At 69.7% G+C, this 19,318-nt stretch carries 20 protein-coding genes and 1 pseudogene; 6 read left to right on the forward strand and 15 right to left on the reverse strand.

Annotation, left to right across the window (positions count from 1 at the left end):
• Nucleotides 1-117 precede the first annotated feature (117 nt).
• The 4 genes from QSK05_RS16465 to QSK05_RS16480 all read right to left on the reverse strand — a co-directional run bounded on the left by QSK05_RS16465 (nucleotide 118) and on the right by QSK05_RS16480 (nucleotide 2,318).
• Complete coding sequence (locus QSK05_RS16465) at nucleotides 118-510, reverse strand: hypothetical protein (RefSeq protein ID WP_285598102.1); 393 nt, start codon at nucleotides 508-510, stop codon at nucleotides 118-120.
• A 160-nt stretch (nucleotides 511-670) separates the two neighbouring features.
• Nucleotides 671-1,024: an MmcQ/YjbR family DNA-binding protein gene (locus QSK05_RS16470; RefSeq protein WP_285598103.1), complete on the reverse strand. Its 354-nt coding sequence runs from the start codon at nucleotides 1,022-1,024 to the stop codon at nucleotides 671-673.
• A 245-nt stretch (nucleotides 1,025-1,269) separates the two neighbouring features.
• Nucleotides 1,270-1,482 carry a DUF397 domain-containing protein gene (locus tag QSK05_RS16475; RefSeq protein WP_285598104.1) on the reverse strand — a complete coding sequence of 71 codons (213 nt, stop codon included), beginning with the start codon at nucleotides 1,480-1,482 and terminating at the stop codon, nucleotides 1,270-1,272.
• A complete protein-coding gene (locus QSK05_RS16480) occupies nucleotides 1,479-2,318 on the reverse strand; it encodes a helix-turn-helix domain-containing protein (protein ID WP_285598105.1) in 840 nt (279 codons plus the stop codon). The genes QSK05_RS16475 and QSK05_RS16480 overlap by 4 nt, the downstream gene beginning before the upstream one ends.
• A gap of 358 nt (nucleotides 2,319-2,676) precedes the next feature.
• On the opposite strand from QSK05_RS16480, the gene QSK05_RS16485 reads away from it, so the two are divergent.
• Both QSK05_RS16485 and QSK05_RS16490 read left to right on the forward strand, forming a co-directional pair.
• The gene (locus QSK05_RS16485) at nucleotides 2,677-2,916 is read left to right on the forward strand and encodes a hypothetical protein (protein WP_285598106.1); all 240 of its coding nucleotides are present in this window, start codon (nucleotides 2,677-2,679) and stop codon (nucleotides 2,914-2,916) included.
• On the forward strand, nucleotides 2,913-3,272 hold the full coding sequence (locus QSK05_RS16490; protein WP_285598107.1) for a hypothetical protein: 360 nt from the start codon (nucleotides 2,913-2,915) through the stop codon (nucleotides 3,270-3,272). The genes QSK05_RS16485 and QSK05_RS16490 overlap by 4 nt, the downstream gene beginning before the upstream one ends.
• A 562-nt stretch (nucleotides 3,273-3,834) precedes the next feature.
• Here the strand turns inward: QSK05_RS16490 and QSK05_RS16495 are convergent.
• Nucleotides 3,835-4,023 carry a hypothetical protein gene (locus QSK05_RS16495; protein ID WP_285598108.1) on the reverse strand — a complete coding sequence of 63 codons (189 nt, stop codon included), beginning with the start codon at nucleotides 4,021-4,023 and terminating at the stop codon, nucleotides 3,835-3,837.
• 125 nt (nucleotides 4,024-4,148) lie between these two features.
• On the opposite strand from QSK05_RS16495, the gene QSK05_RS16500 reads away from it, so the two are divergent.
• Entirely contained in the window at nucleotides 4,149-4,460 is a 312-nt protein-coding gene (locus QSK05_RS16500) for a hypothetical protein (RefSeq protein ID WP_285598109.1), read from the forward strand.
• Here QSK05_RS16500 and QSK05_RS16505 read toward each other — a convergent pair.
• Entirely contained in the window at nucleotides 4,446-6,098 is a 1,653-nt protein-coding gene (locus QSK05_RS16505; protein ID WP_285598110.1) for a GMC family oxidoreductase, read from the reverse strand. The two genes, QSK05_RS16500 and QSK05_RS16505, sit on opposite strands and share 15 nt — an antisense overlap.
• Before the next feature lie 195 nt (nucleotides 6,099-6,293).
• Nucleotides 6,294-7,769: an MFS transporter gene (locus QSK05_RS16510; RefSeq protein ID WP_285598111.1), complete on the reverse strand. Its 1,476-nt coding sequence runs from the start codon at nucleotides 7,767-7,769 to the stop codon at nucleotides 6,294-6,296.
• Nucleotides 7,770-8,188: 419 nt separating this feature from the next.
• On the opposite strand from QSK05_RS16510, the gene QSK05_RS16515 reads away from it, so the two are divergent.
• Entirely contained in the window at nucleotides 8,189-9,448 is a 1,260-nt protein-coding gene (locus QSK05_RS16515; protein ID WP_285598112.1) for a GlnX family signal transduction membrane protein, read from the forward strand.
• Nucleotides 9,449-9,509: 61 nt separating this feature from the next.
• Complete coding sequence (locus tag QSK05_RS16520; RefSeq protein WP_285598113.1) at nucleotides 9,510-9,977, forward strand: group II truncated hemoglobin; 468 nt, start codon at nucleotides 9,510-9,512, stop codon at nucleotides 9,975-9,977.
• A 4-nt stretch (nucleotides 9,978-9,981) separates the two neighbouring features.
• On the opposite strand, the gene QSK05_RS16525 is transcribed toward QSK05_RS16520, so the two are convergent.
• From QSK05_RS16525 to dhaK, 8 genes and pseudogenes are all read right to left on the reverse strand, one after another.
• Nucleotides 9,982-10,290: a hypothetical protein gene (locus tag QSK05_RS16525; protein ID WP_285598114.1), complete on the reverse strand. Its 309-nt coding sequence runs from the start codon at nucleotides 10,288-10,290 to the stop codon at nucleotides 9,982-9,984.
• Nucleotides 10,291-10,357: 67 nt separating this feature from the next.
• The gene (locus QSK05_RS16530) at nucleotides 10,358-11,608 is read right to left on the reverse strand and encodes an inorganic phosphate transporter (protein WP_285598115.1); all 1,251 of its coding nucleotides are present in this window, start codon (nucleotides 11,606-11,608) and stop codon (nucleotides 10,358-10,360) included.
• A 215-nt stretch (nucleotides 11,609-11,823) separates the two neighbouring features.
• Nucleotides 11,824-12,132: a DUF3349 domain-containing protein gene (locus QSK05_RS16535; RefSeq protein ID WP_285598117.1), complete on the reverse strand. Its 309-nt coding sequence runs from the start codon at nucleotides 12,130-12,132 to the stop codon at nucleotides 11,824-11,826.
• 6 nt (nucleotides 12,133-12,138) lie between these two features.
• Nucleotides 12,139-12,447 carry a hypothetical protein gene (locus QSK05_RS16540; RefSeq protein WP_285598118.1) on the reverse strand — a complete coding sequence of 103 codons (309 nt, stop codon included), beginning with the start codon at nucleotides 12,445-12,447 and terminating at the stop codon, nucleotides 12,139-12,141.
• Nucleotides 12,448-12,499: 52 nt separating this feature from the next.
• A pseudogene (locus tag QSK05_RS16545) lies at nucleotides 12,500-13,712 on the reverse strand (inorganic phosphate transporter).
• Nucleotides 13,713-13,809: 97 nt separating this feature from the next.
• Complete coding sequence (gene ptsP / locus QSK05_RS16555; RefSeq protein ID WP_285598120.1) at nucleotides 13,810-16,314, reverse strand: phosphoenolpyruvate--protein phosphotransferase; 2,505 nt, start codon at nucleotides 16,312-16,314, stop codon at nucleotides 13,810-13,812.
• Between the two features lie 5 nt (nucleotides 16,315-16,319).
• Nucleotides 16,320-16,976 (reverse strand): dihydroxyacetone kinase subunit DhaL, encoded by a 657-nt coding sequence (dhaL, locus tag QSK05_RS16560; RefSeq protein WP_285598121.1) that lies wholly within the window; start codon nucleotides 16,974-16,976, stop codon nucleotides 16,320-16,322.
• Entirely contained in the window at nucleotides 16,977-17,978 is a 1,002-nt protein-coding gene (gene dhaK, locus QSK05_RS16565) for a dihydroxyacetone kinase subunit DhaK (protein ID WP_285598122.1), read from the reverse strand.
• On the opposite strand from dhaK, the gene QSK05_RS16570 reads away from it, so the two are divergent.
• Entirely contained in the window at nucleotides 17,965-19,317 is a 1,353-nt protein-coding gene (locus QSK05_RS16570; protein WP_285598123.1) for an MFS transporter, read from the forward strand. The two genes, dhaK and QSK05_RS16570, sit on opposite strands and share 14 nt — an antisense overlap.
• The last annotated feature ends 1 nt before the right edge of the window (nucleotide 19,318 follow it).

The raw sequence follows: 19,318 nt of genomic DNA on the forward strand, positions 1-19,318 counted from the left end.
GCGGAAGCTCGGCGTCCAGCCGGCGGAGCCTCTCGTGGGCCGAGTGGGCCGAGTGGGCCGAGTGGGCCGAGTGGGCCGAGTGGGCCGAGTGGGCCGAGTGGGCCGGGACCGGTTCCGTCACGGCCGACGGGTGTGGCGGCCGTCGCGGCGCGGGCCGATCGCGTCGTCTGCCGTGCCGGAGAGCCGTGGCCAGATCTGGGTGACCCACAGTTCCCAGGCGAACTCCACCGCCAGGCCCTTGCCGATCTCGATGACGATCTCGGCGGAATTCTCCTGTGGGCCGGTGCTCACTCGCAGGGAACTCCCGAGGTCGACCATGCGTGGCTCGAGCTCGGTGAGGTCGAGCATCTGCTGATCGCCGTGTCCCGGGCCACCCTGCCGGGGTACCGGAGGGCGCCGGCGGTTGATCATCGACCCGGCCAGGACCTCGTCGATGACCGCCTGGATCTCGTCGACCCCGGCGCTTCCGCGGGCGAACACCCAGCGGCGAGCCCCGTCGTTCTCAGTCATGGCGTCAGAACCCCCGTTTGCAGCCGCCCTCAACAGTCTGAGTTTAGGGCGACCGCGATCGCATCCGGAGCGCCGCGCCGGAAAGTGACCCCACCCGAACGGCGTTCGAACCGCTACCCCCGGAAGGGCAAACCCTTCCGAAGGTATCGTGACCGGGCGATTACGCCGTCGTGTCCTGGCGGGAGCTCTGCCAGTCGGCGACCATCTTCTTCGGGGCCTTCTGGCGCCAGGCGGCCACCAGGAGCTCGTTCATCAACCCGGGGTCAGCCTCGGCCAGCGTCACCTTCACGCCGTCGAGTTTCTGCCCCCACCAAAGCTCTTCACAGGCTTCGGGCTGCTCGGACACGGCCTCGTGCACGTTTTCTTCGGGCACGAACACGTGTATCTGATCGCGTTCCGGCGGCATCGTGGCGAAGATGCTGCCGCGTACGCGAAATGACGTCATGGCGAAGTGCGGCTGCTCGCGTGTCTCGGGTAGGCCGAGTGCGAGTGCGCGGACCTCAGTCTCATCCATGGTCGTTCCCTCTCGACCGGCGGACCCAGAGTGGCTCCGGATTGCTGGGACAGACTACTCCCCCACCTGTACTGATTGTACTGACGGGTGAGTACCGGGCCGGACGGCGAAGTGCCCGGCCGCTCGATCCGGCCGGGCACTTCGTTCTGGTCAGCTCCTCGACCCGGAGCTGATCGCACAGCGGTGGATCATTTCGGCGCTCTGCCGCCGGTTGCGCTGGGGCGGCAGCTGAATCCGCTGGGTTATCAGCGGGCCAGGTGGTCCAGTTCGCCGGACTTCGCGCCGGCGACCCAGGCGGAGAATCCCACCGGGTGCAGGCGCAGGGTCGGGCCCTGACCGTGCTGTTTCGTGTCGCGGACCTCGACAGCGGCCTGGTGCTGCCGCATTTCGACGCATGAGCCGGTCGCGCTGGATCGGGCGGCCTTGATCCAATGCGTCGGGTCGGGGGTGGTGCTCATGTCACGAACTCCTTCACTGGGACGGACTTGCCGTACAGTTCGCCGAAAATTCTCCTGTACTCGGCCAGTTCGCGCGCTGTCTCCATGTAGCGCGAGTCCAAGTGGCTTTCCGTGTACACCACGGCCGGATCTGCCGGGTCGGGAAAGTCCAGCAAGGTGAAAACGCCGCCCGCGGTCCAGGGGTGAGGTCCCTCGGAGAACGGGCGGATTCGAATGTCGATCTGATTGCTCAGGTCCAAGAGGTGTTCGATCTGATCTCGCATCACATCGTCCGAGCCGACGGTGTACCGCAGCGCGGCCTCCCCGAGAACGATCCTGATGTCACAGGCAGGATCATTCGACATTAGCACGCGCTGCCGTTCTAAACGGAATTTAAGTCGTTTCCTGCGAACCTCGTCACTCGGCCCTTTCAAGGTACCCAGAATCGCATAGGCATATGCCGGGGTTTGCAAAAGCCCATGGACGACATCGCCATCCCAGGCGCGCATGTGAGTACAGGCGGCCTCGAGGTCGGCGAGTAATCCAAGATCCCCGGAAACGACGTCGCGATAACTGTCCACAATGCCCGGTTTGAGGGCACTTCTACTGAGATGGATAAGTTCTTCCGTTTGACTGTCCGGTATGTCATAGATTCTCGACAATTCGCGGATGTCACCGGGCTTGGCGAGCGTTCTTCCGGATTCAATGCGGTAAATCTTGGTGTGGTGCACCAGCAGTGCAGTAGCCGCGTCTTCCTGCGTCTTGCTGGCGCGTTCTCGCCACCCTTTCAGTCGCTGACCGACTCGTCTTTGTGCCAAAGACGGTGGTCGCTCGTGCTTCCCTGCATCAGTGGCCATAGCGCGCATCCCCTCGTGCCCAGCCTGCTTTTAAACCCTTCCCCATGGCCGCTGTAACGCATTGCCTGCAATGCAGACCATGCATATGGCGGCCTGTGAGATGCAGGGTTGCACAAAACGTGCCCTGTTCGCCACCTTGGGTGACATGTCCGATACGCGCAGTCGCAATGTGGCAGTACCTCGGCGCCGCCGCCCTACGCGTCGGGTCGAGCCCACCATCAGTCTTCATCGCGATGATGGTGGGGTTTGTGAGGCGTGCGGTGCTATTTGGCCTTGTTCGGGGATCATCTCCACGCTCCGGACCGGCCGGGTCGAACTGCCGCTCGTCAATGGACGGGGTTACAACACCGGAGTCGCCGTGACCGCGGCGATCATGGACGATCTCGTCATTCTCTGGGCCGGCGACCGGACGCTGGCGGTGCTCCACCGGGGGCCGCTCGCGGACTGGCTGTGGCATCCCGCAGGCTGCCGGCTGATCCAGGACGACATCGTGCTCTACGACCAGGACGGTCGTCTGGGGCTGACGATCGATGAGGAGGCGGCGTACTTCGTGGACGACCAGGCGGTCGAGACACTCCGATCGGTGATCATGAGATGAGCGTCATCCCGAGGCAGGAAGCCTCGTCGTCGACGGAGCTGCGAGCTCATCTGCGCACCGAACTGGCAGAGTTGGAGCGCACTCTCGTGGGTCCGCTGCATCAGGTGAAGTCTGAGGGCGACGAGGTGCGGGCTGTGGCACGGCGGCGCCTGCGGCACACGGTGGAGGCGCTGACCTTCGTGCTCGACGCGCATCCGGTGGACGGGGCGGGGCGGTGTCACACCTGTGGCCGGCTACGCAAGTGCCCGGCGTCGGAGCTGCTGCGGGCCTGGGTCTCCGGATGGCTGAACACCGGAGGGCTGGCGATGCGCAGGGAAGGAGATCCCGAGCTGGTGTCGAGTCGGCGTCTCGAGTAGGGGTTTTCACCTACCTGGGTCATCGATCGAGCCCGGTGTTCCTGGGTGGAGTAGCGGCAGTGATGGCAAGAGGCGGATTCAGCGGGTTCAAGAGGGTGGGGCGGCGGTCCGATGGTGCCGCCGCCTGGGTCTCTCATTCTCCAGTGAATGTTTGTACGAGTTCTTCGTGACTTTGCAGAAACTTCCCGGTCGGTCCACGGGGTACGGACCGGGGGGTTTCTGGAAGGTCAGGTGGCTAGTCCCGAGACGGAGGTGGTTGTTCGGTATCACGTGCCCGGAACACGAAGGGTCACGGGTCGCGAGCGATCCGGGTCGCACGCGGACACATCCCCCCGCACGCATCCCTCAACCCGGTGATGTCGCGGCCCGTGGCCCTTCCGGAAAGGCTGTTCGTCACGACGTGGGAACGGCGAGGAATCGTGATCGTGGACAAGGTTCCCGGCGATCTACGGGCGCTGCGGGGTGAGCCGGTCGCCGGGGGCCCTGTGCACGATCACGGCGGTACTTCCCCTGAACCGGGTGGGGATGGGCGTGGCGCGCGTCCATCCCCACCCACAGGGGTTCAGTTCTGCGGGTGGGCGTGCACGCAGCAGTAGTGCGAATCCAGCGGCAGGCAGTGGGTGTACGGCCACAGGACCACCCAGTCGGTCTTGCGCGTCCTGGGTTCGGGCAGGTCGCGAAGTTCTCGTACCGAGGTGGCTGCGCGCTGGTGCGGCATCCGCGTGACCTCGAGCCTGGCGTTCTCTGGCATCCGGTTCTCTGGCATCCGGCGAATCTCCCTGCGTCGTGCGATGGAACCCCTGTGACGAAGTGTTGACTCTGTGTAATGTACTGAGCGATGCGTGGTCGGTGAGTGCAAGACACGGGGGAAAGTCGATGGCCGAAGTGACGAGTGTGTACGGCAGCGAGACGGCGGGTCCGGACGACGACCCGGTCACGGTGACACGGGCCGGGGCGGCCACCGGGCTGACGACCGAGCTGGCCCTGTGCCTGGCGCCCGACCTGCACCGCAGCCTCATGGCCATGTTCGCCGAGTACGGCGTCGCCTCGATCGAGGAGGGGGTGCTGAAGTCGCTGGGACTCTGGCGGTACCTCGACCGGGCCACCCACGAGGGTCGCCAGGTGGTGGTGCTCGACCCTCAGCACCCGCAGGGGCCTTTCGACGTGGTCGACCTACGGAGCTGGTGACCCGGCCCGGATGAAGCCGGCGACCCGTTCGCCGATCAGGATCGCGGTCGCGGCCGGGCCCCGGGACGGGGTGCCCGGCAGGATGGACGTGTCGGCGATCCGGACCCCGCTGATCCCGTGGACGGTCCCGTACTGGTCCACCACCGCGTCCGGATCGGACTCCGGGCCCATGGCACAACTGCCGCAGGCGTGGATCGCTGTGCCCAGATGCGCGAGCATCCAGGCGTCCAGCTGCTCGTCGTCGTTCAGCACGGCGTCGTCGAGTTCGCTCAGGCGGCGGAAGTACTTCTCGAAGGCCCGGGTCCGCAGCAGTGCCACTGCCACCCGTACGACCTGGCGCATCCGGCGCAGATCCTCGGGTGCGCTCAGGTAGTGGTATTCGATCGTCGGTGCGACGTGCGGGTCAGGCGAGGTGGTGGTGATCGTGCCCCGTGAGGCCGCCTGCTGCACCGCCACCGAGAACGCCAGATCGTTGCGCGTGGCCACCTGCTGCATCAGCCGGTGCCACGGGACGCCCCTCCGGTTGCGCAGGATCGCGAGCCATGGGCGCGTGAGCGGGAGCAGCCTCGCAGGCCGGTGGCCGGTGGGCCGGCCGAGCGCCTCGGCCAGGGGTTTCAGGTGCGGCAGAATCTCCAGATCCCCGTCGTGGGGTGAGTGCTCGGCGGTGAGATGGAGCACGCTCTGGAACAGGTCGCGCTGGCGGCGTGTGGTCAGGCGGCGCCTGGGGGTCCAGTTCACGGAGATGTTCGGGTGGTCGGAGAAGTCTTTGCCGACACCCGGGGAGTCGTGCACCAGGGGGATCCCGGCCGCCTTCAGTTCCGCGGCCGGTCCGACGCCGGAAAGAGCCAGCAGGTGCGGTGTTTTGATGGCGCCCGCACTGAGCACGACGAGCGGGGTCGCGATCACCTCGACCCGGCCGTGGGTCTCGACCTCCACGCCGGTCGCCCGCGTGCCGTCGAAGACGATGCGCCGGGCCAGGGTGTCGCCCCGTACGGTCAGGTTCGGCCGGTCGCGTGCCGGGTTGACGTAGGCGATGCCGGTGTTGATCCGCACGCCGTCCAGCGCGTTCACCGGAAGAGGCCCGTAGCCGGCTGTCTCCTGGCCGTTCTTGTCCGGCTCCGGAACGAACCCGCGCTCGGCGCAGGCCTGTGCGAAGGCCCGGGTGACCGGGTGCTGCGACTGCGGGGCCCGCGTGACCGGCATCGGCCCGTCGTGACCGTGCAGTTCCGAGGTCGGTCGGTCGTGGTCGTTCTCGAGGCGCCGGTAGAACGGCAGGCACTTCTCGTAGGTCCACTCGGTGTTGCCGGCAGCCGCCCAGCCGTCGAAGTCGGCCCGTCGGGCCCGGATGAAATAGGTGCCGTTGATGGCCGTCGAGCCACCGAGGATCTTGCCCCGGGCCACCCGGTAGCTGAGGTCGGGCGTGAGGTGGGCCAGGAAGGCCCAGTTGTTCGGATGCCCCGGTACGGCTGCGCCGAGCCCGCCGGCGTCAAGGATCTCGGACGGGAACCCGGCCGTGGTCGCGACATCGGGCCCGGCCTCGAGCAGCAGCACGTTGCAGGCCGGGTCTTCACTGAGGCGGGCGGCGAGTGGTGCGCCGGAAGCGCCGGCCCCGACCACCACCACGTCGTACGCACTCATCCTGGCCACCTTAGTGCGTGGTGGTGCGGTGCCCGCCGCCTCCTTGTTCGTGATCATGCGAACCTTCCCGGGACGTGGGGCGCCTCCTGACCGGCGGCCGGGGGATAGCCTGATCACGAACGAAGGACGAGGGCGGAACGCAGTCCTGAAGTTGCTGGAGGATCGGGTCTTTCCGCTCTGGCGAGTTCGGCTCCCTCATGCGTTGGCCGACTCGTTGGCGCTCTGCTGGGCCTGGGCGGAGAGGGTGAGCACCGCCGCCTGTTCGCGGGAGACGACGCCGAGGGTGTGAGCGGTGACCGTGATCCGGGTGGCTGTGCTGCCGAGGCGCATCGTGACGTTCCGGGTGGCGCGGTTCAGGCCGAGGCCGGTCCGGCGTACGGCCGTCACCTGGGTGCGGGCCACGGCGGCCCGGTCCCGGGTGCGGGCGTAGCGGACGCGCCAGGCGGCCGCGACGCTGGTGGCGCGGGGGGCCTCGACGGCGACGACCACGGAGAGCACGCTGGCCAGCAGCACCAGGACGCCGACCCCGCTGAGCGCCGTACGCAAGCCCGCCTGGCCGGCGAGCAGGCCGATCAGGGGCGGCCCCGCAAGGGGTCCCACATAACCGACGGTCGCCGCGAGTCCCACGCCCTTGGCCCCGTTGAGCACTCCGGCCCGGCCGATGGCCAGGGGGAACACGTTGGCCAGGCCCAGGCCGACCATCAGGAAGCCGCTGAGGGCGATCGGCAGACTGGCGCCGAAAGACACGGCCAGCGTGCCCCCGGCCGCCAGAAGCGTTCCGCCCAGCAGCATTCGGGTGTCCCCGAGGCGCGCGACCAGACGGTGGCCGGCCATCCGGCCAATCGCCATCGCGAGGCTGAAGAGCGCGTATCCGGCTGCCGCCAGACCGGGACTGGCGTGCAGGTTCTCCCGCAGATGCAGAGCGCCCCAGTCGCCCAGGGCCCCCTCGGCAAAGGCCGTGCAGGCGGCGATACCACCGAGCGTGATGATGACCGCGGTGTGCGAAGAGAAGCGGCCGGGCAGGGACGGTGCCGTCTGCTCCGGCAGCAGGTTGACCGAAATCAGATGACTACCAGCTGGTTCGGTCTTGGAGTGGCGTGCCCGGCGGCGACGGGGCGAGGGTTCCCGGGCGGGGCCGGTGACCTTGTCGATCACCCGGGTCAGCCAGGCGCAGACCAGGAGGCAGACACCGGCGACACTTGAAAGGTGAAGCACAGCTGGTAAAAGCCCGGCCAGCACACCGCCGGCGGCCGATCCGACCAGGCCGCCCAAGCTGAAGACGGCGTGCAGGGAGGACATCATCGGTCGCTTCGCCCGGGCCTCCACCTCCACCCCGAGGCTGTTCGCGGCGACGTTCGCGGCCCCGCTGGCCAGGCCGAAAACCAGGAGTGCGCCACAGAGTTCGGGCAGATTACCGGCGAGTGCGGGCAGTGGCAGGGTGGTGGCGAAACACGGCACGGTGACCTGCCCGACCCGTCGGGAACCGAAACGGGCGCAGAGGAAACCGGTAACCTGCATGCTGGCGAGCGCCCCGAGCGAGATGCAGAACAGGGCCGCGCCGAGAGTGGCGGGCGTCAGCTGGAGGTCCCGGGCGATGTCGGGAACCCGGGCCGCCCAGCTTCCGAAAGTGATGCCGTTGAGTGCGAAAAAGATCGAAGCAGCGAAAAACACAGGGTTTTCCTCAGTATCAGTCGGCAGGCCTGAGGTCGGTGCGGACCGCTACGTGCCGCTACAGCGACCTGACGGTCGACTCCGTCGGACGCGTCCGCGTCCAGGAGCAAAGACCGCGTGGCAGGCGTGGATTGGCCCCCGTGGCCAGACAACAACCAGCGTGCAAGCAGTTCAGGGGGCGGTCAACCGGAGGGGTTTCCCCTCCCCACCGCAGGGCTGACCTGCGCCTTCGTAGCTTACGCGAGCGTAGGTGAAACGTTGTCGTGCGGAGCGGCCGTTACGCCGACCGCCGAACACCCACCGGATGGCCCAACGGGAGCCGGTCATCCAGCCTTGGTGATCCGGCCCGGTGAAGGTCATGTGGTGTTTCCTTGTCCCGGATTGGCTGTTGTGATGCACAACGGGCGAGGACGGCGGATATGCACCAGAGGCTGAGTGGCGCCGTCCGGTTGCGGCGCTCGACCCCGGACCTCCTGCTGGCGGCCGGGGTGGTCGTGCTGTCGGTGGCCGTGCTGGCCGGTGTGTTCGGCCGGGAGGGTTTGGCCCGCCGGGCCGGTTCCCTGGAACAGGCCCGGGCGGAGACGGCACAGCAGGTCCGGATCCAGACCGCGCGCACGGCTCTGGTGATCGCTGACACCGACGCGGGCAACGATCTGCTGACCGGTGCCGATCCGGGACAGTTCAGCTACCGCCTGTTCGCGTACGACGCCCAGCCGGCGTTCCTCGGGCTGGTCACCGCGGCGCGGACCGACGAGGACGCCGCCTCCTTGGCGACGGCGAACAAGTACCTGACCAGGTACGTCATGCAGGTGGCCGCGGCCCGGACCCTGGCGCAGGACGGCCGGCGCGACGAGGCGGCCGGCGCGCTGGCCGAGGCTTCGCAGGTGCTGCACACGCAGGTGCTGCCCCGGCTGGCGCAGGTGCAGCAGGCCGGCCGGGAGCGGCTGGCCGATGACGGGTCGGCGGCCGACACCGCACCGGTCATCACCGTCCTGGCCGGCATCCTGGCGGTGCTCGTGATCATCGCCGTGCACCTGTGGCTGACCCGCCGCACCCGCCGCCTGCTGAACCTCGGTCTGCTCACCGGGGTGGTGGTGCTGGTCCTGGTGACCGTGGCCGGGGTGGCGGTGGTCGTGGCGAGCCGGCAACAGGTGAGCCAGGTGCAGGACCACGCCTTACGGATCGCCGACGCCGTGGTGGAGGCCCGGTTCTCGGCGTTCGACGCCCGCTCGTCGGAGGCCCGGGCCGCGCTCGACGGCAGCACGGTGGACGGTGAGCAGGCCTGGCAGGCGTCCTACCAGGATGCCCTGGCCCGGTTGCGGACCGCGGCGGCCGGGGAGCCGCAGGCGGTGCGGGACGACGTGGCGAACGTGACGGGCAAGCTCAGCTACTACGGCGGGGTGCACGAGCGCCTGCTGGCGCGGGCTGTTGAAGGAGACGACGCATTCGTGCGGCGGTCCGCGTCCAACCCGGCACCGGGCGGTGCCGTGGGTGCGTTCGAGGCCTTCGACGCCTACAGCGGGGCGCTGCTTGCCCGCCAGGTGCAGACGGCGGACGACGCCTGGGAGTCGGCCGGGGCGAACCTGCGGCTCGTCGGCTGGATCACGCTGGTGGTCGGTCTACTGGCAGCGGTGCTGGGCTGGGTGGGCATCGCGGCCCGGCGGCGCGAGTACCGATGATCCACCCCGGGTGAGCGGGAAGTGACCCCATCGCCCTGTAATCATGATTACGCTGTAAGTCATGACGACCGATGAGCCCACTCTCTACGACTGGGCAGGCGGGGCGGCGGCCTTCGGGCGGCTGATCGATGCGTTCTACGACCGGGTCGAGGGGGACGACCTGTTGTCACCGCTCTTTCCCGGCGGAGTGAGCCGGGCCCACCGCGAGCACGTGACCCTCTGGTGGTGCGAGGTCTTCGGGGGCCCGGCGCGGTACACCGCTGAGCTCGGGGGATATCCCTCGATGCTGCGGCACCACATCGACCTCGGCATCACGCCGGAGCAGCGCTTCCGCTTCGCCACGTTGATGAGCCGGGCCGCCGACGACGCCGGGCTGCCCGCCGACCCGGAGTTCCGGGCGGCCTTCGTCGGGTACGTGGAGTGGGGCACCCGTCTGGCCTTCAGCAATGCGCAGCCGGGCGCCGAGGTGGTGAAGGAGGCACCCGTGCCCCGCTGGGGCTGGGGCGTGGCGCCTCCCTACCTGCCCTAACTCATCACTTGTCGTGCAGGGTCGGGTAGACACTGCCGAAGCTGACTTCCTTGCCGAAGCCGGAGGCCACGATCACCAGGATGCCGAGGGCGACCGCCAGCAGGACCAGCGCGAAGATCAGGTAGGCCAGTGCCCGGCCCGCCGGGTGCGGGGCGGGAAGGGCCCCGGCCGGGTGTTGCTCGGCATCGCCGCCCGTGCCGTAGGCCATGGCGCGGATGCCGAGGGCGAACAGGGCGGGCAGGCCGGCCCCGAGGATCAGGCCGACCCCGAGGATCTTCCAGATGGCTTGCCACTCAAGGTAAAGCGTGTGCATGTCAAGGTTCCTCGTCAGCGGGATCAGAGCGGGAGCAAAGCAGGAGCAGAGGGGTTCGGGCCTGCCGTCAGGCGGGGAGGTGCTGCTCCGTCTGCAGGGCCTGCACAGCCGGCAGTGCCGGGTCGTCCGGGTTCGTGCCGTCCCACTCCGCGTTGACGTTGCCCGAGTGCACCGGTGCCTTGCGCGAGTGCAGGAACATGGCCGCCGAGACCGCCACCAGGAATGCGGTGATCACCAGGGCGCCGAGCAGCCCGCCGCCCAGCAGGTCGGCGAGGTACCAGGTGGCGGCCCCGACCAGGCCGGCCGCGGGGAGCGTGATGAGCCAGGCGCCCACCATCCGCACCGCCACCCGCCAGCGCACCACCGCACCGGGCCGGCCCACCCCCGATCCGAGGATCGAGCCGGTCGCGACGTGTGTGGTGGAGAGGGGCAGCCCGAGGTGGCTGGAGATCAGGATGACCGCGCCGGAGGCGCCCTCGGCGGCCAGGCCCTGGGGCGAGGTGATCTCGACCAGGCCCTTGCCGAGCGTGCGGATGATCCGCCAGCCGCCCAGCGAGGTGCCGGCGGCGATGGCGACCGCGCAGCTCGCCTTGACCCAGAACGGGATGTTCTCGGTATCGGTCCAGTGCCCGGAGGCGATCAGGGCCAGGGTGATGACGCCCATCGTCTTCTGGGCGTCGTTGGTGCCGTGGGCCAGGGAGACGAGCGAGGCCGAGCCGATCTGGCCCCAGCGGAAGCCCTTCTCGGTGAAGCGTGCGGCCACCCCGGTGGTGATCCGGTAGACGAGCCAGGTGCCGAGCGCGGCCACCAGGCCGGCGATGAAGGGCGACATCAGGGCGGGCAGAACGACCTTGCCGATCACTCCGTCGATCTTGGAGCCGTCGCCGTTCCAGTTCACGCCGCTGGTGCCGAGGCCGGCCAGGGTGGCGCCGATCAGCCCGCCGAACAGGGCGTGGGAGGAGCTGGAGGGCAGTCCGAGCAGCCAGGTCAGCAGGTTCCAGGTGATGCCGCCGATCAGGCCGGCCAGCACGATCAGGAGCAGGTCGCTGCCGCCGCCGGTCAGCAGTTCGGGCCGGGGCAGGCCGTCGGAGGTCTGGATCTTCACCACCGCGTTGGTGACTGTCAGTGCCACCTCGACGGACAGGAAGGCTCCGATGAGATTCAGCACGCCGCACAGGACGACGGCGACCCGTGGGGTCAGGGCGCCGGTTGCGATGGAGGTCGCCATCGCGTTGGCCGTGTCGTGGAAGCCGTTGGTGAAGTCGAAGGCCAGGGCGACCACGACAACCAGGACGAGAAGCACCGTTGCGGTTGTCACGGCAGCAGCGTCGCGCCCGAATGCAGCTCTGTTCCAGAGAAGTCCGCAAACGGTCGGGCAGAGTTTGCCCGTCGTTCACCGAAGGTCACGGGATGATGGCCTGTTTGCCATCGGTCACTTCGCTCGGTGACCATTGACAAGAGGCGAACGCCCTCCTTCCTGGTCGACCGGGGCGATCAGGAAGACCTGGAGGCAGGTCGTGCCAGGAGCCGGCTTCAGACCTCGAAGTCGGCCAGGGGCCAGCCACCGGCCGCCAGCCGGCCGGAGACCCGGGCGATGTCCTGCGCGGAGGCGGTGTCGAGGGTGGCGTCACCGATCATGCGTTCGACATCGCCACTGGTGATCTCGACGCCGAGTTCGGCCTGCATGGACAGATCGGCGGCGATCTGGTGGACCTCGGTCTCGGTGAGTTTGCGGCGCAGCAGGCCGAGCAGCGCCACGTAGTCCTGCTGCGGCACGCCGCTGGGATATCCGGCTCGCAGCCAGGAGACGACGCGGTTGACGATGGAGATCTCATCGGGCACCGGAAATCACTGGTCCTGGATCGTCGGGTAGATGCTGGCGAAGCTGAGTTCCTTGCCGAAGCCGGAGGCCACGATCAGGACGATGCCGAGAGCGACCACCAGCAGGACGATCGCGAAGCACAGTCCGGCCAGGGCCCGGCCGATCGGGTGCGGTGCGGGGGAGCTACCGGCCGCGTGCTCCTGCGCGTCACCGCCCGTGCCGTAGGCCAGCGATCGGATGCCCACCGCGAACAGGGCGGGTAGTCCGGCCCCGAGGACGAGGCCGGCCACGGTGATCTTCCAGAGGTCTTCCCACACCAGTGAGAGCGTGTGCACGTCGGATCTCCTCTTCTTCGCATCAGGTCGGATCAGGTCGGATCAGGTCGGATCAGGCTGCGGTGGTCTGGTGGGCGGCGGGCGCCTCCCACTCGTCGTTGACGTTGCCCGGGTGCACGGGCTCCTTACGGGAGTGCAGCCACATCGCGACCGCGGCCGCGGTGAGCGCAGCGGTGATCACCGCGGCACCGAGCAGCCCGCCACCCAGGAGGTCGGCGACATACCAGGTGGCGGCCCCGACCAGGCCGGCCGCGGGGAGCGTGATGAGCCAGGCGGCGACCATCCGCTCCGCCACCCGCCAGCGCACCGTGGCCCCGGGCTTGCCGATGCCGGAGCCGAGGATCGAGCCGGTGGCCACGTGGGTCGTGGACAGGGCGAAGCCGAGGTGACTGGAGATCAGGATGACCGCCCCGGAGGCCCCCTCGGCGGCCAGGCCCTGCGGCGGGGCGATCTCGACCAGACCCTTGCCGAGCGTGCGGATGATCCTCCAGCCGCCCAGGTAGGTGCCCGAGGCGATGGCCAGGGCGCAGCCGGCCTTCACCCAGAACGGGATGTTCTCGGTATCGGTCCAGTGCCCGGAGGCGATCAGGGCCAGGGTGATGACGCCCATCGTCTTCTGGGCGTCGTTGGTGCCGTGGGCCAGGGAGACCAGCGAGGCCGAGCCGATCTGGCCCCAGCGGAAGCCGGTCTCGGTGAAGCGCTGTGCGACCCCGGCCGTGATCCGGTAGATCAGCCAGGTACCGACGGCCGCCACCAGCCCGGCGATGATCGGTGAGGCCAGCGCGGGCAGGATGACCTTGCCGAGCACCCCGTCCACCTTCGAGCCGTCGCCATTCCAGTTCAGGCCGCTGGTGCCGAGGCCGGCCAGGGTGGCGCCGATCAGCCCGCCGAACAGGGCGTGGGACGAACTGGAGGGCAGCCCGAGCAACCAGGTCAGCAGGTTCCAGGCGATGCCGCCGATCAGGCCGGCCAGCACGATGATCAGGAGGTCGGACCCGCCGCCGCTGAGGAGGTCGGGCCGGGGGGGCGCCGTCGGAGTCCTGGATCTTGACGACGGCGTTGGTCACCGTCAGAGCCACCTCCACGGACAGGAAGGCACCGACGAGGTTGAGGGCGCCGGCCAGTGCGACCGCGACCTTGGGGGTGAGGGCGCCGGTCGCGATGGACGTGGCCATGGCGTTGGCCGTGTCATGGAATCCGTTGGTGAAGTCGAAGGCCAGAGCCACGACGACGACCAGGACGAGGATGACCGAAGCTGTCGTCACAACCGCCAGGGTTCACCCCGTATCGGGTTCTGATCCAGGGGTTCGCACGAGGCGTCCGCAACTGTTTGCCGCTCGTTCACTCAGTGTGCTGAGGCAACTACTTCTGGCGGGGACCGGGCGCGAGCCGGCGGCGCAGCACCTCACGAACCGCCTCCGCGGAGGGCTGTTCCAGTGCCTCCGAGGCCAGTTCGCGGGACTCGCCCAGATCGGTCGTCCTGATCGCCTGCTTGATGTCCGGCACCGAGCGCGGGGTCACGCTCAGCTCGGTCACCCCCAGTCCGGCCAGAAGGGGGACGGCCCGCACGTCGGCGGCGAACTCCCCGCACACCGCCACCTCGGCCCGTCCGGCGGCACCGTCGCAGGTGGCGCGGATCAGCTTCAGCACGGCCGGGTCGAAGGGGTCGCCCAGGGTCGCGACATCGTCGTTGCCGCGCTCGGCGGCCAGCGTGTACTGGGTGAGGTCGTTCGTGCCGATGCTGAGGAAATCGACGTACGGGGCCAGCGACGCCGCCTTGAGGGCCGCGGCCGGCACCTCCACCATGATCCCTACGCGTAGTCCGACCGGGGCCCGGGCCCCGACCACCTCGTCCAAAAGCCTTCTGGCCGATCTTAGTTCGTCGAGGGTGCTCACCATCGGGAACATCACGCCGACCGGCGTCTGCCGGGCCACCCGCACGATCGCCCGCAGTTGCTCGGTCAGGATCGCCGGGCGGCGCAGTCCCAGCCGCAGCCCTCGGACGCCGAGGAACGGGTTGGCCTCCACCGGCATCGGCAGGTAGCCCAGCGGTTTGTCGCCCCCCACGTCCAGGGTGCGCAGGGTGATGCGCTCGCCGCCGAACGCGTCGGCCAGATCGAGATAGGCCGCTTCCTGCTCGTCGACGTCGGGTGGGGTGTCGCGGCTCAGGAACAGGAACTCGGTGCGCACCAGCCCGATCAGGTCGGCGCCCCGGGCCCGGGCCGCGGTGGCTTCCGCCGGGGTGGAGGCGTTGGCCCCGACGGCGATGCGGACGCCGTCGCGGGTGACGGCCGGGGAATGGGTCTGCCGCAGAGCCACTTCACCGTTGCGGCGGGCAGTTTCGGCTCGGGCGCGGAAATCCTGCTGGGCGTTGTCGCTGGGGTCGATCACCAGCTCGCCGGTCGTGCCGTCGAGGGCGACGACCGTGCCGTCGGGCAGCTGGTGGACGAAGGCGCCGGCCCCGGCCACGGCCGGGATGCCACGGGCCCGGATCAGGATCGCCGCGTGTCCGCTCGGGCTGCCGGCCGCCATCACCACGCCCCGGGTGACATTGCCGTCCAGGGTGGCGGCCTGGGCCGCCGTGAGGTCTTCGACAACCAGAATGCCCGGCCCGGATAAGGTTTCCTCAACCGGGTCAATCGGGGGAAGTAGCTGGGCCAGCACCTGTTCGCCCACCGCGCGCACGTCGGCGGCCCGGGCGGCCAGGTATGGGTCGGCGAGACCATCGAACCGGCCGGCGGTCTCGCGGGCCGTCGCGGCCCAGGCGCGGGCCGCCGGCTCGCCGTCGCCGATCCGTGCGTGCGTGCGGCCGAGCAGGTCCGGATCGTCGAGCAGGGCCAGGTGGGTCTCGAAGATCTCCGCCTCGTCTCGGGCAAGAAGACCTTCCAGGCCGGTGATATGGCGGCGCACGGCCTCCCGGGCGGTCGCCAGGGCGCGCTTCTCGAGTTCGGGTGTTCGATGGTGGACGTCTGCCGGCCCTGGGTCGTCGAGTCGGGGTGCGTGGGTGGCCCGGTGGACGGGGCCGATCGCGATACCGGGGGAGGCCGCCGAGGCGGAGGCCGAGGGCTTCTGGCGGCTGACGAGATCGTCCACCGGCCCGGTGGGCTCGCCGAAATTGCTCGCCGCCAGCGCTGCGATGCGCTCCAGGGCGATGAGGGCTTCGGCCCCGGTGGCCCGCACCTGGACCTCGTGCCCGGCCAGCACCCCGAGCGTGGTGACCCGGGTCAGGCTCAGGGCCGGCACCCAGACCGAACCGGTGGTGGCGTTGCGGATCTCGACCTGGGCCTCGATCTCGCGCAACCGGGTCACCAGTCGTGCGGCCGGGCGGGCGTGCAGGCCGTGGGCCGGGGTGATGACGAACCGGGCCGACTCGGCCGGTGCCTGCCCGATGGCCGGACCAGAGAGTTCCGGCGTGGTGCCGGACCGCTCGTACGGCTCGGACTGCTCGGACTGCTCGGACAGTTGGGACTGCTTGCCCGCCAGGCCGTTCCGGGCCTCCGTGGCCACCTCACCGAGCCCGGCGCCGCCGGCTGCCGTGACCACCGCCGCCACCAGTCCCTCGACCAGGGGAGCCGGGCAGAGCAGCACGCGCCGCCGCGTTTCCTCGTCCAGGAGTTCCAGGGCCAGCTCGGCCGAGAGCACCGCGCTGCCCAGGTCCATGAGCACGAGCACGCCCGCCGCGCCGTCGACCGAGGTGACCGCTTCGCCGATCGCGACGGCATCGGTGCCCAGCGTCTCCTCGTCCAGCCCCGCGGCCACGGCCACCCGCACCGGTGCACCGGGCGTCATCTGCCCGGCCAGCGCCACCGCGGCCCGGGCCAGCGGACGGCTGTGCGAGACGACGACGATGCCGACCGTTGCGTCCATGAGCGCTACTGGTTGTCCTCACCGTCGATCATCGTGTTCGCGGCGGCCCGGAACAGCAGGGCCGTGCTGGTGGCGCCCGGGTCCTGGTGCCCCACGCTGCGCTCGCCCAGGTAACTGGCGCGGCCCTTGCGGGCGAGCATCGGCGTGGTCGCGTCGCGCCCCGCCTCGGCGGCGTCGGCGCTGGCCCGCAGGGCCTCGCCGAACGGCCGGCCCTCACCCAGAGCGGTCTCCAGCGTCTCGACGGCCGGGATCAGCGCGTCGAGCATCGTCTTGTCGCCGGCCACGGCCTTGCCCCGGGCCAGCACCCCCTCCAGCCCGGCACGGAACGCAGCGGCCAGCGAGTCCGGGCCGATGGCGTCGCACTCCCCGGCCGAGGTGGCCATCCGCAGGAAGAACGTGCCGTACAGCGGCCCGCTCGCCCCGCCGACCGAGCTGACCAGCGCCATCCCGGACTGCTTGAGCATGGGCCCGATGCTGGGCGGTGTGGCGTCATCGGCGAGCACCGACACCACGGCCTTCAGCCCTCGCGTCAGGTTGGACCCGTGGTCGGCGTCACCGATGGCCGAGTCCAGCTCGGTCAGCTGTGCCGCGTGCTCCTCCACGTCACCGGCGAACCGGATCAGCCAGGACCTCAGTGTGGTGACATCGACGATCTCGCTCAATCAGACTCCCCAGCGCAGTCCCGGTGTGTTGACCGGGGCATCCCATAGCCGAACCAGATCATCGTCCACCTTGAGCAGCGTCACCGAACAGCCGGCCATGTCCAGGCTGGTGATGTACGGCCCGACCAGCGAGCGCACCACCCGTACCCCGGCCTTCTCCAGCCGGGCCGCGACCTCGCCGTACATCAGGTAGAGCTCGATCAGCGGGGTGGCGCCCAGGCCGTTGACGAAGGCGATGACACCGTCACCATCGGTGAAGTCGAGGTCGTCGAGAATCGGGTCGAGCAGCTGTCCGGCGATCTGGCCGGCCGGGGCCAGGGGCACACGGCGACGGCCGGGCTCGCCGTGGATACCGACGCCGATCTCCATCTCGCCCTCGGGCAGGTCGAACGTCGGCCGGCCGGCAGCGGGAACCGTGCCCGAGGTCAGGGCCATGCCAATGCTGCGGCCGTTCGCGTTGACGCGGCGCACCACGTCGGCGACCTGCTGCAGCGGGCGCCCGGCCTCGGCGGCGGCCCCGGCGAGCTTCTCGGCCAGCACGGTCACCCCGACGCCGCGACGGCCCGCGGTGTACAGCGAGTCCTGCACGGCGACGTCGTCGTCGGTGATCACCGCGACCACCTCGATCCCGGTCTCCTGCGCGGCGATCTCGGCCGCCATCTCGAAGTTCATCACGTCGCCGGTGTAGTTCTTCACGATGTGCACGACCCCGGCGCCGGAGTCCACGTTCTTCGTCGCCTCGACCACCTGACCGGGTACGGGCGAGGTGAACACCTCACCGGCGATCGCCGCGTCGAGCATGCCCAGACCGACGAAACCGCTGTGCAGGGGCTCGTGTCCGGAACCACCGCCGGAGACCAGGGCGACCTTGCCGGGTACCGGCGCGTCGGCCCGGTAGACGATCCGGTGGGCCAGGTCGACCCGTAGGCCCGGATGGGCGGCGGCCATACCCCGCAGGGACTCGACGACCACGTCCTCGGGTGCGTTGATGAGCTTCTTCATCGAGTCGCTCCTGCCGTCGGTGATCACCGGTGAGGCGACGGTACGCCGTTCTCCGGCGGGGGACCAGGGACCGGGTGGGACGAACGAGGCGGACGGCGCGGATAGGGTCGGCGAGCTCGCCCCCAGACACCTTTCCGAGAGGCACGACGTCATGACCGACACCAGCCGTGACGAGACGCATCGGGGCATCCGGGCCACCTATGCCGCGTTCATCGCCACCGGTTTCATCTTCGCGAGCTGGGCGTCGCGCATTCCGCAGTTCAAGGAGCAGCTCGGGCTGAGTGCCGGGCAGCTCGGGCTGGTGCTGCTGTCGATCGCGATCGGCTCGCTGGTCGCCCTGCCGATGGCCGGAGCGATCGTCACCCGGTTCGGATCCCGGCGCACCGTGGCCACTCTCGCCGTCCTGGACGGTGCGGCGCTGGCCGTGGTCGCCCTCGGTTACGAGGCCGGGGTGCCGGTCGTGGTGCTGGGTCTGGTGCTGTTCGGGTTCGCCCAGGGCGGCTGGGACGTCGCGATGAATGTGCAGGGCGCCGTGGTGGAACGCCGTCTGGGCCGGGCGATCATGCCACGTTTCCATGCCGGGTTCAGCCTCGGAACGGTGGCGGGGGCCCTGCTCAGCGCCCTGATGGTCGGGCTCGGCGTGCCGGTGCCGCTGCACCTGCTGGTGGTCGCGGCGGTGGTCGCGGCTTACGTACCGGTCGCGGTCCGTTCCTTCGTGCCCGACACCGAACCCGAGCCGGAGAGCGAACCGGCGTCCGTGAAGACCTCACCGTTGCTGGCCTGGACCGAGCCGCGCACCCTGCTGATCGGCCTGTTCGTGCTGACGTTCGCGTTCGCCGAGGGCACGTCCAACGACTGGGCCAGCGTGGCCCTGATCGACGGGCACGGTACCTCTGACACCGTCGGCACGCTCGGGTTCGCCGTGGTGCTCGTCGCGATGACGGCCGGGCGCTGGTTCGGCCCGCACCTCCTGGACCGCTACGGCCGCGCCGGGCTGCTGCAGATCATGGCCGTGACCGCCGCGGCCGGGCTGCTGCTCTTCGTCTACGCGCCCACCGTGCCGCTGGCCTTCGTGGGCACGGTCTTCTGGGGGCTCGGTACGGCGCTCGGTTTCCCGGTGGGGATGAGCGCCGCCGCGGACGAGCCCACCCGGGCACCGGCGCGGGTGAGCGTCGTCGCGTCCATCGGCTACTGCGCCTTCCTCGGCGGCCCGCCCCTGGTCGGTCTGCTGGGTGACGTGTTCTCGGTGCTCACCGCGCTGCTGGCCGTCGTGGTCGCGATGGTGGTGGCGGTGCTGGTGGCGCCGGCGACGAAACCCCCGGCTACGGCTTCAGAATGAT

The organism is Kineosporia sp. NBRC 101731 (assembly GCF_030269305.1).
Classification (GTDB): domain Bacteria; phylum Actinomycetota; class Actinomycetes; order Actinomycetales; family Kineosporiaceae; genus Kineosporia.